The organism is Methanobacterium spitsbergense (genome assembly GCF_019931065.1).
Lineage (GTDB): Archaea > Methanobacteriota > Methanobacteria > Methanobacteriales > Methanobacteriaceae > Methanobacterium_B > Methanobacterium_B spitsbergense.
This window is the reverse complement of record NZ_JAIOUQ010000007.1, coordinates 110,074-121,522: the sequence shown is the minus strand read 5'-3', so window position 1 is coordinate 121,522 and position 11,449 is coordinate 110,074. Positions and strand designations below refer to the sequence as shown.

The window sequence follows — 11,449 nt, the reverse complement described above, 5'->3', positions numbered from 1 at the left end:
TCAGTTTCTGATTCTTCAGTTTCTGGTTCTTCTGGTTCATGGCCAAGAAGTCTTGCAAGCATATCCCTTACTCTATCTGTTAATCCAGATGTATGGGCTTGTTCTTCTATCATGTTAATGACTTTTTCAGCCACTCTTTCCATTGAAGGTTCTCCTTTAACCCATACTACTCCGTTTTGTCCCACAATTACTTCGCAATGGGTTTCATCCTTGATCATGTTGATCATTGATCCCTTTTTGCCTATCAATCTGGGCACTTTTGTTGGAGTGATATTGATAAGAATTCCTCCCCTGAACTTTCCGAGTCCCCTTCCTTTGAGTCCCAGTTTAACCTTTTTTACTTCATCAACATCGACTACTCTTAAAAATAAAACATCACCGACATCGAATGTTCTGTTAAGTTCCCTTTTTTCCTTTCCAAAGACATCTGAAGCAGGTAAAAATCCAGAGTATGGGGAATTTATATCCAAGTTCCACATTGAGAATCTTATATCCGTTACTTCCCCTATTACAACATCTCCTCTTTTTGGGATATACTTGCTTTGTAAGGGTATTACACTGATTTTTTTATCCCTTAGGGCTACAAGACCTACAAGAGACGAACACACCTTATCATTTTCCTTGAAAGTTCCTCTTCCGGAGTGATATTCCTCGTCTGCAAGAATATCTCCGGGAATTACTATTTCTTTATCCTCTACAAATATCACATTCTGCCTCCTTTACTGGAATGCCAAAAAAATGAATAGTTTTATCTGCCATCAGAGTAATTTTGTCTCTACTTGACCTCTTGTAAGTTCATTGAGTTTATTATAAAAATTTTCCTGCATACCACCAGGTATCTCAACAACTGCAACCCATGATCCATCTTGTTGCCATTCTTCCTTGGTTGTCTTTCCAAATTCAGGTATTGCTCCATAGACTTTTCCTGTGAAATCTCCAGGAACCCTTATTGCTATTTTGACTTTTTCAAATCTTATTGGAATTTTGGTCCTAATGGCCTTTAAAGTAGTGTTAACTTGTTCATCAATACTTTTAAATGGGTCAATACGGACTTTTGCTTCTTCCATGGCTATTTCAATTCTTCTTGCAGGGTGTGGAAGTTTAGTTTGGGGATTTATAGCCTCTCTCGTTATGGTTGAGATTACCTTCAATCGCTTCTCTTCCTGCATTTCTTTCCGCTGCTGGGCTGTCAGCTGTATTTGGCCTTTGTGGATAATAGCAGCTGCAACTTCAAGATGATCAATTGTGTCGAAGGCCTTCATCATGGCTTCTTCAGATGCTTTATCACCTTTCTTTGCATCCTTGAATATTTCTTCGACTACAAGGATATCCTCAATGTTGATGTCCTGGCCCCTTTTAAAATCTGAAGCAAGATCTGGATCAACAAGGATTTCGAAATGTTCCCCAAAATATTCCAAACGCGCAATAACTGCATCTTCAAGGGTTACCATTTTTTTATTCCTCTTCCTCCTCCTTAGATTTCCTTATGAGGAGTTCTTCCACATGTTCTGTTATTTCTTCGTCGGATAATTTTCTGAATTTTCTATCTTTTCCATCTATAACTGCAATTTCAGCACTTGCAACGGTGGTTTTTCCTTCTGTTGCTTCATAAACTGCATCTAAAGCTAATTCGATTGCTTCATCCAGTTTTAGATCTTCACTGTATTTTTTCTCGAATTCATCCATTGCAATCTGTCTTCCGGCACCTATGGCAGTTGCTTTATATTCAATTAAAGCACCACTAGGATCTGTTTCAAATAGTTTGCATCCGGATTCGTTTACTCCACCAATTATAAGCGCAGATCCAAATGGTCTTACTCCACCATGCTGAGTGTACATCTGCTTCATATCACATATCTTTTTAGCCAAACCTTCTACACGTATTGGCTCATTATAGGTTATTTTATTGATTTGTGATTCCATTCTAGCTTTTTCAACAAGCGCTCTTGCATCTGCCACCAGTCCAGAAGTCGCTGCCCCTATATGGTCATCTATCTGGAATATCTTTTCTATTGATTTTGGTTCTACAAGTTTACTTGTTGGTCTTTTATCAACCACAAGAACGATGCCCCCAACGGATTTAACACCTAAAGAAGTTGTACCTCTTTTTACAGCTTCTCTTGCATATTCAACCTGAAATAACCTTCCATCTGGGCTAAATACTGTTATAGCCCTGTCGTATCCTGCTCCTTGAAACGGTTGCATACATATACCTCTCTAAAAGTTTTTCTGTAAAGAAATGAATTTATAATATTAAAATAATTTTAAACTTACTAAACTTATTTACAAACTATTATTCTATTATTTCATCTTATTCTTATAGTTTAATAAAGTTTTTTATTGCTGATTTAATGGTTCCTGAAATTCCCAGTGTATGGAAAACTACTGGCTTCCCTCTAAAGTTTGTTATGGTGAGAATTATGGCCATTACAGAATCAATTTCTTCCCTTCTACAGCGTAATATTCCTTTCATTCTGTATTCATTGATACCTTTAGTGGAATCTATATCTGTTTTGCATTGCCATAACTTTACTACCCAGAGGTCAAACTTTCCTGCCCCACATGCACCATATAGATATAATGAAGCATCTAAAATCATGGATATTAAATCATCTCTTCGAAGTGATCCATGAGATGTAACTTCAAATGCAATATATCTTTTTTTATCCCGGAGAGTTGGAGGGAGTATTTTTAGCTTTTGAATCATTTAAATCAGTCTATGGTATTTTAATTAGTGGATTTTGTATAATAAATATAATGAGTTATAATTAAGGATTATTTAGGATTTAATCATTATTCTAATGTTCTAACGCCTTCTACTATGAAATAATCTCTTAAATTATTGGTTTCAATAATATCACGAGGAGTTATTGAAATAGCTTTAAATGATTCTTCAAAGGTCATTCCGAAACACTTTGCAAGTGCAAATATGTCTATTGGAGTTTTTAAATCATATTTTGAGCTTGCACTACTTGTTATAATTAATGGAAACTTGAATTTTCTTTGAAGATCTACGATATGTCTGAACTGACTTATTACACGGTATCTATATCTTAAATTAGTTTTAAGAAATGTTTTAAGATTTATTTCTATTGCAACAGAATTTTCTGCGGCCTTTCTTGCCAAAACATGGTTAATACCCATGTCTCTCCTTGATCTATAGGGTTGTGAAAGTATATCTATACGTTTATCCTCGCAAGCAGCTCTGTTGACCTTAAGATCACCGCCTTTTACAATTAAAATATCAGCCTTTTTTCTTGATTTTTTAACTTTCTTTTTGAGGTCTTCGGGATTTTTACAAGCTATTTCAACAGACTTTTTTAGCAAGATGTTTGAATTAAGCTCAAGATCTTCAAATTCCTTTAAAAATTTAGAATTATAATCTTCAAAATAACTTGTTACCCCAATTCCAGTGAACCCTAATCTCTCGGCTTCTTTTATTATGTTCTCATTTCCATGAACGTGAAGATCAAAAAACATATCCTTGGAAAGGTTTCTATTCGAATAACTTTCTTGCAATTTCCAATGCCACCTTTTTTTTCGCTGGATATGCTGCTATTTTAATTTTTAAATGAATAGAATCTCCGTGTTCAACAACCTTCAGATCACCTTGATATGCTCTCTGTTTGTCAAACCTGAGAAATAAATTTCCAGAATCGTCCATTTTATTTTCCAACTGGTGTAAAATCCTTTTACGAGTAGGATCATTCATTTTGGACAGTTTTTCAACAAAATCTTTTATTTCCCTTTTTTTATCGATTTTGTTGCTTAAAATTAAAACAGGATTTTTATAATATCCCTCAGTTGCTTCACATTGAGGGAGTGAATTTGGAAAAAGTGTTTTAATAGATTCTAACACTTTTTCCTTATTTTCAGTTCCATAAACGAATGCTCTATATGAGAGGTTATGGATCATACCTTATCGTACCTTTTCGGCTCCTTTACCTTTACTGCGAAGTCCTCTTGTCTTTTTACCTTCACTTGTGAGACCTCTGAACACCCTATTGGTGTGCTGTTTCTCGCAGATCCAGTTGATTTTAGAGTCGTTCTTAATTGAAGGGTGGTTTGGATCAACAAGAATTACTTCATAGAATTTGAATTTTCCATCTTCCCAGAGCCAGTAAGAGTTTAATACCTCGAGGTTCGGGAATTTTCTGGCAACTCTTTCTTCAGCGATTCTCTGAATGGATTTTTTCATGGTTATTTTCTTAATACCCATTCTTTTAGGTTTCCTACCTGCTGTGAATCTTGATTTTCTCATTCCACCTCGGCGGACACGAGTTCTCACAACTATATAACCTTTTTTGGCTTTATAACCTAATGATCTAGCCCTATCAATTCGGGTAGGCCTGTCAACTCTTACTATAACGCTTTCTCTTCTCCAAATAGGAGTTCTTGTGCGCATGAGTTCCTTAACATAAGACTTATCTGGATTCTTCCATGCATCTCTTATATATTTATACATTAATTAACACCTCTTTGTTCAGCTTGCGCCACATCCATGGGATACTATCCCAAAAAAAGTTGTATATAACTTCAATGTAAGCAATCAAGTTTTATTTACTAGATTTAATCGCCAGAATTGGCGGTGATCAATATTGATCAGCTTACTTTAAAAAGCTTACTATAAAAATAATTGTTTTCAAAATCTTTTTTTGGCTTAAAAAATTTAATAATACAATGACTCTAAAATTTTGAATACATCAAAAAAAATGAAAAATTATACAAAAAATAATGAAATTAAGATTTTATTCTTTTACATTGTATAAAGCATTCATTCCCTTTGTAAAAGCTGGTTTACCTGCTAATAGAAGTACAACTCTTAAAACATCTACTACTTCATCTTTGGTTATATCAAGTTCCTTCATACCACTTAATATCTGTTTTTTAACAGCCCTGTCATCTGATGCAGCTGCAGCTATTCCAATTGCTATGAGTTTTTGTGTCTTGTAATCCAATACCTTTCCAGTATAACAAACATCATTCAAATTAATAGATGCTTCGTAAAGATCTGGATAGTCTTCCTTGACGTGTTTCATTCCTTTACTAAAAAATACTTCTTCTTTCATATTACCACCTGAAGATTTGATCAATATTACTCTAATATAATATTGTTATTCAGTTCATATAAACTTAACTTAAGATGTTAATGGAGTTATTAAGTCGTTATAAAGGCCCCTTATCTTCTCTTCCTTCCCTCATTCCCATTCCAGCTTCTCTTCTGAATTTTTCGGGTTTGAAGACCATTTTAATAACATTATCTGCGTGTTGTCTAGCACGGTTTTCAGCCAGGACTTTAAGGTCTTTTTCATTCTCGCCTTCATCTTCATGAACAAAAACTTCTATTATATGGGTATTGGTCATTAATTGGGCTTGTATTATACCTGTTGATGCTTCATGAGCACATATTTTATCCATCTCTTCAGGACCGGGCATTCCAAATGCCATTACTAGTTCACAGCCTTCCTCTTCTATAAGTTTCTTAGAAGCTACAGGCAGATCCTTAACACCAGGTACAGTGCGCCTTACAAAGGTGATGTTGGTAATTTGACCTTTTATTTGATCTACAGCAGCTGCAGCCATGTCAAATCTTGCAAATGTAGTATCACATATTCCCATTTTCATATTTATCACCGTTTAAGGGATATTAAGTAACTATTAACATTAAACAAAATTACAAATCCTATTTTAATATAATTCTCTTTTTATAATTAATTTGTAGTAAAGAATTCTAAAATGAATTGTTATAAATAAAAATAAAAAATAAAAGGATTTTGATTCCTTTTATAACCCGAATGATTTCATTAGAAGTTCAACATTTACTGCTCCACCACGGAACATTTCTCCAGTTCGGAGATCATTGATAACCACTTCTGCAGGTGCAAACATTCCCTTATCTATTTTGTAGAAGTCAAATTCAGCTTCCTTAAACACATCATAAAATGGTTTTCCATAACCTTCGGATGATGAGGACGGTAACTGTTCTGCAAGGGATTTAATATCATCGCCTTCCTCAGATTCTATATAGTAATATGTTCTACCACCAAACAAAACTGCATCGTTGGTTTTACCCATTGCTTTTAGTCCATCGGGATCAACAGGAGCAATTGGTGCTATGCCTGCAGCATATTTGACCTTATTTACATCAAATTTTAAAAATTCCAACATTTTATAGGTTCCATTTTCAACAACTCTTCCAGCTATTTGTATTGAACCAACCAGTGATGATGTTGGAGCTACCAGTAGAAATACATTTTCTGCAGATACATTACAGTCTAATGCAATTGAATCTGCAACATCAGCTCCAGGTAATTTATCAGCTTCTAATGTTAATATGGCTATATTTGCATCATCCTTGTATCCTATTTCTTTATAAGTTTCGGCAGGTTTTAAAGCCAATGCTCTTGCAGGTCCAGAACCAAGTGCAAAGAAATCTCCTACACTTACAGACCATCCGGCCTTCTGTGCTCCGAGTGTTGATATTGAAGGGAAATTTGTTTTTATCTTAACAGAAGGTATCGCAAAATTTTCAGACAGGTCTCCTGGTATGGATATTCCCACCTCGGCAAGCCCTCCTAGACATACCTTTGTGTAGAGTTCGCCAGCTTTAAAACTTCCTGAAACATTAACACCACAGTCAATAACTGTTGAACCATTTTCAAGTTTTGAAACTACTATATTGAGTTCTTCTGCATTTTCAATCATCTGATCTACTGTTTTTTTTGCTTCGAGATTGACACTTACCATTGTTTCACCTATTTTTTTCATTTTAGTAGAATTGAATAAACTTCTAAAAATATTTTTAAAATATTAAAGTTTTAATTTGAACATTTCTGTTTTAGCTAATCACAGTAAAATATCTTTCATTTTCATTTTGTTTTGAATATTCTCATATATTATTGTTGTAATAAGAATATTTATGAGTTATACTTCTCCTGCCTCTTTAAAGTTTACTTCATAGATATGTGCACTTATTGAGTGTATGGTTAATGTTCCTACTTCTGATCCTACTTTTTCTGCAACATACTTAGCTAAATTGCTGAGTCCAACTGCATTAGGGAACCATGCCCCATAAATATCATGTGACCGCCAAAGTCCGGTTGTATGTAGTTTTCCATCTCTTATTTTAAAGTCTACTAACATCATGCAGGGAACTTCATCATTTTTTGTGTCTACAACAGGATCCCATGTAATAGAAATTGCTCTTCTTGATTCCTTAAAATTATTAAGCCGTTTTATTGCTTCTTGTATCTGATCTATACCGTCAAAGTGTTCTCTGAGTCTATTACCATATGTATATATGAATCCTTGTTTATCACTGCTTAAAAACTGTTCAGAGTATTTATCCAGTTTTTCACCCGTCCAGAAATAACCCTTAGGAGATTCTGGGTCAAGCGGATTCTTCACATTAACCATTGTATTAAGAATCTCCTTGGTCACAGAACCCCTTTCATCTTTTATTTCCACACCATTTTTCATAATTCTTTTTACAAGGGATTCCCATCCGGTTTTAATGGTTGGAACCTTGATCATTATAGCCATTCAACTGCCTCCTTCATGGTTTTAAGTTTAAGCAGTGCTGTATCTCTTGAAAGCATTCTCATACCACAATCAGGATCAATAATCATATTTTCCTCTCCAACAATATTTATTCCCTTTTTTATGAGGTTCTTCACTTGATCTACCTTTTCAATATCTTTATTTTTAGTATCAATGCAGCCAAAACCTATTTTTTTAGAACCATTATATTCCTGCTCGAGTGAATTGATATTGGAAGGAATTCCTGCAAACTCACAGTCAATTATTTGAACGGGAAACTTTAAGAGATCATTTAAAATTTTCCCAATGTCTCCACACACATGCATTGAAACAGGTACATTTAGATCCTCTGTTATAATTTTCAATGCCTTTTTCGCAGTATTTAGATCCGCAACACCTGTTGATAAAAATGGCTCATCAATTTGAATTATGGCCGCACCTGCATTTTGTAGCTCATTAGCCTCAGTTTTAAGGGCTATTGCCATATCAGTAATAATTTCTTCCTTTTTATCCTTATTATAAAATCCCTCTATTCTACAGGATAAAACAAGAGTTGTTGGTCCAGTTATAATCCCTTTTATTCCTTTAAAATTTGTGTTTAAAGCATTTTTCTTAAATAATTTAGATTCTATTTTATTAGGATATTTAAAATCTGCTGAAATACTTTGAGCTGTTTTTAATGCCAATTTAAGATCAGAAGCTCCGGGAGAATAGTTTGCAGGTCGTATTTTTCCCAATATCTTTGGAACACCTTCCTCAACACCCATTCCTATTATATTTTCTGCAAAAATTTCTATCATGTCCCCTCTGACCTGTCCATCGGATATGATATCTATACCTGCATTTATCTGGTCTTCCACAGCAAGTTCGAGGGCAGGGATATATTGATCATATGATCCAAATACATTTGCTATCTTGGAACCTATTGACTGGGGTTTCTTTGGTTGTGCTGGGTAACTTCCCACAACAGTTGTCAACATTGTAATCCTCTTAAATATCCATATTTTGAATAAATTAGCAGAATAATATTATATTTTATTTACATATACTCGCATTATAACCATTTATTTTATTGCAATGGCTTTTATTTTATCTATTTCCTCTTTTTCAACTGGTAATTCAACAACTGCAGTACCATGACATGGTTTTGTATATGGTAAAGTTATTGTAACCTTTGATTCATCAATACCTATTGGAATAGGAGGAAGTCCAATAATTCGGGCACCTAACACCTTAGCTCCGGGTTTGACGTATAATATTTTAGGTGAATGACTCTCTATCACCTTTTTAGCTTCTTTGAATCCTGCTTTTGATAGGAGTATTTCATAATCTTCAGTTTGCTGTAGATGTAATTCTAAACAGAATGACATTTTTAATCCTCCAATTCATTAATTGCTCGGTCAATTTTAACTCGTAATGGTGTGGGATTGTGATAGGCCCGTGCAGATATTATATTTGCATCTGTATTTTCTTGTACATCATTAGCAAATTTTTCTAGGAGATTTGCATCCTTTTCAAATACAATTGCCAGTGATTTTGTATTTAAAATATGATAAAATGTTACAAAATAGGATACTGCTGCATCTTTGTGAACAAATCCAACAAGTAGATCGTACATATTTTCTTCAAGATTTTCAAGACATGATTCAATGTCAACTCTCTTATTTACATAGAACTGCTCCGGATCTGAGACCTCCAGCAATTTTGATGCAGAGGGAGTACTTGCAATTGTAACTTCATAACCAGCTTTTTTGAGTGAGTAAGTTGTATAAATTGCAAGAGGTGTTTGAGAAGGTGCTTCTGGACATCCCAATAATATCAAAGCTTTTTTCATTCTATTTCCTCCTATTTAAATTATTTGTATATATTCCATTTAGCTGAGAATTATACTTAAAAATGGTGTTGTAAGTATCTATATCAAATATGGGTTGGATGATATATAAAAAAAATGTGATTCATACTTCAAAAAAATGATTAAATAAATTTATAAAAAATAATTTTATCTTGGTCGGGACCATCATAATCTTTAAATATATTTATACCATTTTCTTCAAATGTTTCATCTGATTTCTTTGAAATAAAACCCTGTTTGTTATAAAATTTTATAGCATTGGTGTTGGAAGGTTTGCTGAGGAGATATATTTGTGGATCCTGCTTCTGAAACAATTTGAATAAATTTATTAATTAGTTTTGGTGCTAATTTTTTCCCCCTGAAATGTGTATCAACACATAGAAGATGGATAATGCATTTTCCGGTTCAATTTGTGATATTAAACCCAATAAAAATACACATATATATTCCCATTTTCAACAACCAGCGAGGTGTTTTTAAAGAACTTGGTAAATAGATGATAAACAGCATTTCTTTCATTTGTCATTGGGCTGCATTTCTCTGCAACCTTTGATATTTCAATGAAATCCTCTTCATTAACATTCCTTATTTTAAAATCAATCATAGAAATTCACTTCCCAAATCTTAAATACTTACCTTTAAATATCATTAGGTCAATGTTGATATGCGGGCTGGTAGCTCAGGTGGTAGAGTGTCGCCTTGGCATGGCGGAGGCCCCGGGTTCAAATCCCGGCCAGTCCATTTCTTTTATGATTAACATATCCCTATTTATATCATTTTTATTTAAAAAAAAAGTAAGTATTAGAAAGACATACGCATCTTAATTATCCATAAATCCTTCAATTGATTCTATTATTTCCTCAAGACCCTGACCTGTTTTAAGACTGCTTTTTATAACTCTTACTTTAGGATTAAGTTCTTTAACATCCGCAACCATTTTATCTTGGTCTGCACCTACTGCATCTGCAATGTCTACCTTGTTGATAACCACAAGATCAGCATCTTTAAATATTAATGGATGCTTTTCAACTGTATCGTCTCCCTCACTCACGCTTATTACAACCATCCGAATATGTGATCCTAGATCAAAGTCAACTGGACATATCAGGTTTCCAACATTTTCAATGAAAAGTAAATCAATATCTTCAAGTTGCATATCACCAAAGGCATGCTCAACTAAATGTGCATCAAGATGGCATTCTTTTCCGGTGTTAAGTCCAACAACAGGTATATTATATTTTTCAAATCTTCCTGCATCGAATTTACTTATAACGTCACCAGCTATGACTCCTATTTTGTGATCCATCTTCTGTATAAGGATTTCAATAAGTGAAGTTTTTCCTGATCCAATTGCACCTAAAACATCCACGGCAAATACATCTGCTTTGTCGAGAATTTTTTGATTTCTTTCGGCAAGTTTACGGTTTGCAACCATAATATCATGCTGAATTTCTATATCTGCAACTTTATGCATCTTCATCCCCCTCTTCTTTTTCTATTTTGATATTTTTAACATTACATTCCCTACCTGCAGTTATCTCCACATCTCTTTCACCACATTCAGGACATTTAACAATTGCTAAATAATGATCGGACTCATCCATATCTGCTAATCCATTGTATTCACATAAATTACAATTTAACTCGACTGGGATCTCATCTATATTGATCTCTGCACCCTCAAGTAGGGTGTTTTCAACAAGGACATCCAGAAGAAATTTTAACTGCTCAGGATTGAGCATTGTGAGTTTTCCAACTTCTATAGTTACTTCTATTACTTCTGTAGCATCGTTTTTTTCTGCTACGTCCAGTACGGTCTTAACCATAGCGTCGGCCATTGAAAGTTCGTGCATTAAGCCACCTCATAATGTAATTATTGTTCCTATTGATTATGTCCTACTATTATGGGAAGCTTATTAATAAAGTTAACAAATATTGAATAAATGATTCTATCATTAACTCAACAGATAAATACTGGTTGAAATAATTTAAGTTTATGACTATTAAAAGTTACATTGATGATTACAATGATTATACCAACAGGAAAAGGTGGTCTTT

The 11,449-nt window shown here is 34.0% G+C and carries 17 protein-coding genes and 1 tRNA gene; 1 reads left to right on the top strand and 17 read right to left on the bottom strand.

From position 1 onward, the window contains the following. From rrp4 to K8N75_RS06150, 15 genes are all read right to left on the bottom strand, one after another. Nucleotides 1-707, bottom strand: a 707-nt coding sequence (gene rrp4 / locus K8N75_RS06220; RefSeq protein WP_223791229.1) for an exosome complex RNA-binding protein Rrp4, incomplete at its 3' end; no start/stop codon positions are given. Between the two features lie 51 nt (nucleotides 708-758). After that, nucleotides 759-1,451, bottom strand: a complete 693-nt coding sequence (locus K8N75_RS06215) for a ribosome assembly factor SBDS (protein WP_048189957.1) — start codon at nucleotides 1,449-1,451, stop codon at nucleotides 759-761. 4 nt (nucleotides 1,452-1,455) lie between these two features. Further along, nucleotides 1,456-2,205 carry an archaeal proteasome endopeptidase complex subunit alpha gene (gene psmA / locus K8N75_RS06210; protein ID WP_223791228.1) on the bottom strand — a complete coding sequence of 250 codons (750 nt, stop codon included), beginning with the start codon at nucleotides 2,203-2,205 and terminating at the stop codon, nucleotides 1,456-1,458. A 112-nt stretch (nucleotides 2,206-2,317) separates the two neighbouring features. After that, the gene (locus K8N75_RS06205; RefSeq protein ID WP_223791227.1) at nucleotides 2,318-2,707 is read right to left on the bottom strand and encodes an Rpp14/Pop5 family protein; all 390 of its coding nucleotides are present in this window, start codon (nucleotides 2,705-2,707) and stop codon (nucleotides 2,318-2,320) included. Between the two features lie 86 nt (nucleotides 2,708-2,793). Then, nucleotides 2,794-3,519: a ribonuclease P protein component 3 gene (rnp3, locus tag K8N75_RS06200; RefSeq protein WP_223791226.1), complete on the bottom strand. Its 726-nt coding sequence runs from the start codon at nucleotides 3,517-3,519 to the stop codon at nucleotides 2,794-2,796. After that, entirely contained in the window at nucleotides 3,497-3,916 is a 420-nt protein-coding gene (locus tag K8N75_RS06195; protein ID WP_223791225.1) for an RNA-binding protein, read from the bottom strand. The genes rnp3 and K8N75_RS06195 overlap by 23 nt, the downstream gene beginning before the upstream one ends. A 3-nt stretch (nucleotides 3,917-3,919) precedes the next feature. Next, nucleotides 3,920-4,465, bottom strand: coding sequence for a 50S ribosomal protein L15e (locus K8N75_RS06190; RefSeq protein ID WP_223791224.1), 546 nt, complete (start codon nucleotides 4,463-4,465; stop codon nucleotides 3,920-3,922). Nucleotides 4,466-4,748: 283 nt separating this feature from the next. Further along, on the bottom strand, nucleotides 4,749-5,069 hold the full coding sequence (locus K8N75_RS06185; RefSeq protein ID WP_223791223.1) for a carboxymuconolactone decarboxylase family protein: 321 nt from the start codon (nucleotides 5,067-5,069) through the stop codon (nucleotides 4,749-4,751). A gap of 97 nt (nucleotides 5,070-5,166) precedes the next feature. Next, nucleotides 5,167-5,625 carry a riboflavin synthase gene (gene ribC, locus K8N75_RS06180; RefSeq protein ID WP_223791222.1) on the bottom strand — a complete coding sequence of 153 codons (459 nt, stop codon included), beginning with the start codon at nucleotides 5,623-5,625 and terminating at the stop codon, nucleotides 5,167-5,169. A 159-nt stretch (nucleotides 5,626-5,784) separates the two neighbouring features. Continuing rightward, nucleotides 5,785-6,747, bottom strand: a complete 963-nt coding sequence (gene mch, locus K8N75_RS06175) for a methenyltetrahydromethanopterin cyclohydrolase (RefSeq protein ID WP_223791221.1) — start codon at nucleotides 6,745-6,747, stop codon at nucleotides 5,785-5,787. 177 nt (nucleotides 6,748-6,924) lie between these two features. Continuing rightward, nucleotides 6,925-7,542: a thymidylate synthase gene (locus K8N75_RS06170; protein ID WP_048189949.1), complete on the bottom strand. Its 618-nt coding sequence runs from the start codon at nucleotides 7,540-7,542 to the stop codon at nucleotides 6,925-6,927. After that, the gene (locus tag K8N75_RS06165) at nucleotides 7,533-8,519 is read right to left on the bottom strand and encodes a methionine synthase (protein WP_223791220.1); all 987 of its coding nucleotides are present in this window, start codon (nucleotides 8,517-8,519) and stop codon (nucleotides 7,533-7,535) included. The genes K8N75_RS06170 and K8N75_RS06165 overlap by 10 nt, the downstream gene beginning before the upstream one ends. A gap of 84 nt (nucleotides 8,520-8,603) precedes the next feature. After that, on the bottom strand, nucleotides 8,604-8,909 hold the full coding sequence (locus K8N75_RS06160) for a DUF1894 domain-containing protein (protein ID WP_223791219.1): 306 nt from the start codon (nucleotides 8,907-8,909) through the stop codon (nucleotides 8,604-8,606). Nucleotides 8,910-8,911: 2 nt separating this feature from the next. Then, a complete protein-coding gene (locus K8N75_RS06155) occupies nucleotides 8,912-9,373 on the bottom strand; it encodes a DUF1890 domain-containing protein (RefSeq protein ID WP_223791218.1) in 462 nt (153 codons plus the stop codon). A gap of 436 nt (nucleotides 9,374-9,809) precedes the next feature. Then, nucleotides 9,810-9,995: a hypothetical protein gene (locus K8N75_RS06150; RefSeq protein ID WP_223791217.1), complete on the bottom strand. Its 186-nt coding sequence runs from the start codon at nucleotides 9,993-9,995 to the stop codon at nucleotides 9,810-9,812. A gap of 64 nt (nucleotides 9,996-10,059) precedes the next feature. Here K8N75_RS06150 and K8N75_RS06145 point away from each other — a divergent pair. Further along, nucleotides 10,060-10,132 (top strand) — tRNA-Ala (locus K8N75_RS06145). 79 nt (nucleotides 10,133-10,211) lie between these two features. On the opposite strand, the gene hypB is transcribed toward K8N75_RS06145, so the two are convergent. Further along, nucleotides 10,212-10,865 carry a hydrogenase nickel incorporation protein HypB gene (hypB, locus tag K8N75_RS06140; RefSeq protein WP_223791216.1) on the bottom strand — a complete coding sequence of 218 codons (654 nt, stop codon included), beginning with the start codon at nucleotides 10,863-10,865 and terminating at the stop codon, nucleotides 10,212-10,214. Beyond that, a complete protein-coding gene (gene hypA, locus K8N75_RS06135) occupies nucleotides 10,858-11,244 on the bottom strand; it encodes a hydrogenase maturation nickel metallochaperone HypA (RefSeq protein ID WP_223791215.1) in 387 nt (128 codons plus the stop codon). The genes hypB and hypA overlap by 8 nt, the downstream gene beginning before the upstream one ends. Nucleotides 11,245-11,449: the final 205 nt, after the last annotated feature.

What these genes read in the sequence shown, in the direction of transcription:
- K8N75_RS06215 (WP_048189957.1), bottom strand. Translation starts at nt 1,451, where the DNA reads ATGGTAACCCTTGAAGATGCAGTTATTGCGCGTTTGGAATATTTTGGG.
- psmA (WP_223791228.1), bottom strand. Translation starts at nt 2,205, where the DNA reads ATGCAACCGTTTCAAGGAGCAGGATACGACAGGGCTATAACAGTATTT.
- K8N75_RS06205 (WP_223791227.1), bottom strand. Translation starts at nt 2,707, where the DNA reads ATGATTCAAAAGCTAAAAATACTCCCTCCAACTCTCCGGGATAAAAAA.
- K8N75_RS06195 (WP_223791225.1), bottom strand. Translation starts at nt 3,916, where the DNA reads ATGATCCATAACCTCTCATATAGAGCATTCGTTTATGGAACTGAAAAT.
- K8N75_RS06190 (WP_223791224.1), bottom strand. Translation starts at nt 4,465, where the DNA reads ATGTATAAATATATAAGAGATGCATGGAAGAATCCAGATAAGTCTTAT.
- K8N75_RS06185 (WP_223791223.1), bottom strand. Translation starts at nt 5,069, where the DNA reads ATGAAAGAAGAAGTATTTTTTAGTAAAGGAATGAAACACGTCAAGGAA.
- ribC (WP_223791222.1), bottom strand. Translation starts at nt 5,625, where the DNA reads ATGAAAATGGGAATATGTGATACTACATTTGCAAGATTTGACATGGCT.
- mch (WP_223791221.1), bottom strand. Translation starts at nt 6,747, where the DNA reads ATGGTAAGTGTCAATCTCGAAGCAAAAAAAACAGTAGATCAGATGATT.
- K8N75_RS06170 (WP_048189949.1), bottom strand. Translation starts at nt 7,542, where the DNA reads ATGGCTATAATGATCAAGGTTCCAACCATTAAAACCGGATGGGAATCC.
- K8N75_RS06165 (WP_223791220.1), bottom strand. Translation starts at nt 8,519, where the DNA reads ATGTTGACAACTGTTGTGGGAAGTTACCCAGCACAACCAAAGAAACCC.
- K8N75_RS06160 (WP_223791219.1), bottom strand. Translation starts at nt 8,909, where the DNA reads ATGTCATTCTGTTTAGAATTACATCTACAGCAAACTGAAGATTATGAA.
- K8N75_RS06155 (WP_223791218.1), bottom strand. Translation starts at nt 9,373, where the DNA reads ATGAAAAAAGCTTTGATATTATTGGGATGTCCAGAAGCACCTTCTCAA.
- K8N75_RS06150 (WP_223791217.1), bottom strand. Translation starts at nt 9,995, where the DNA reads ATGATTGATTTTAAAATAAGGAATGTTAATGAAGAGGATTTCATTGAA.
- hypB (WP_223791216.1), bottom strand. Translation starts at nt 10,865, where the DNA reads ATGCATAAAGTTGCAGATATAGAAATTCAGCATGATATTATGGTTGCA.
- hypA (WP_223791215.1), bottom strand. Translation starts at nt 11,244, where the DNA reads ATGCACGAACTTTCAATGGCCGACGCTATGGTTAAGACCGTACTGGAC.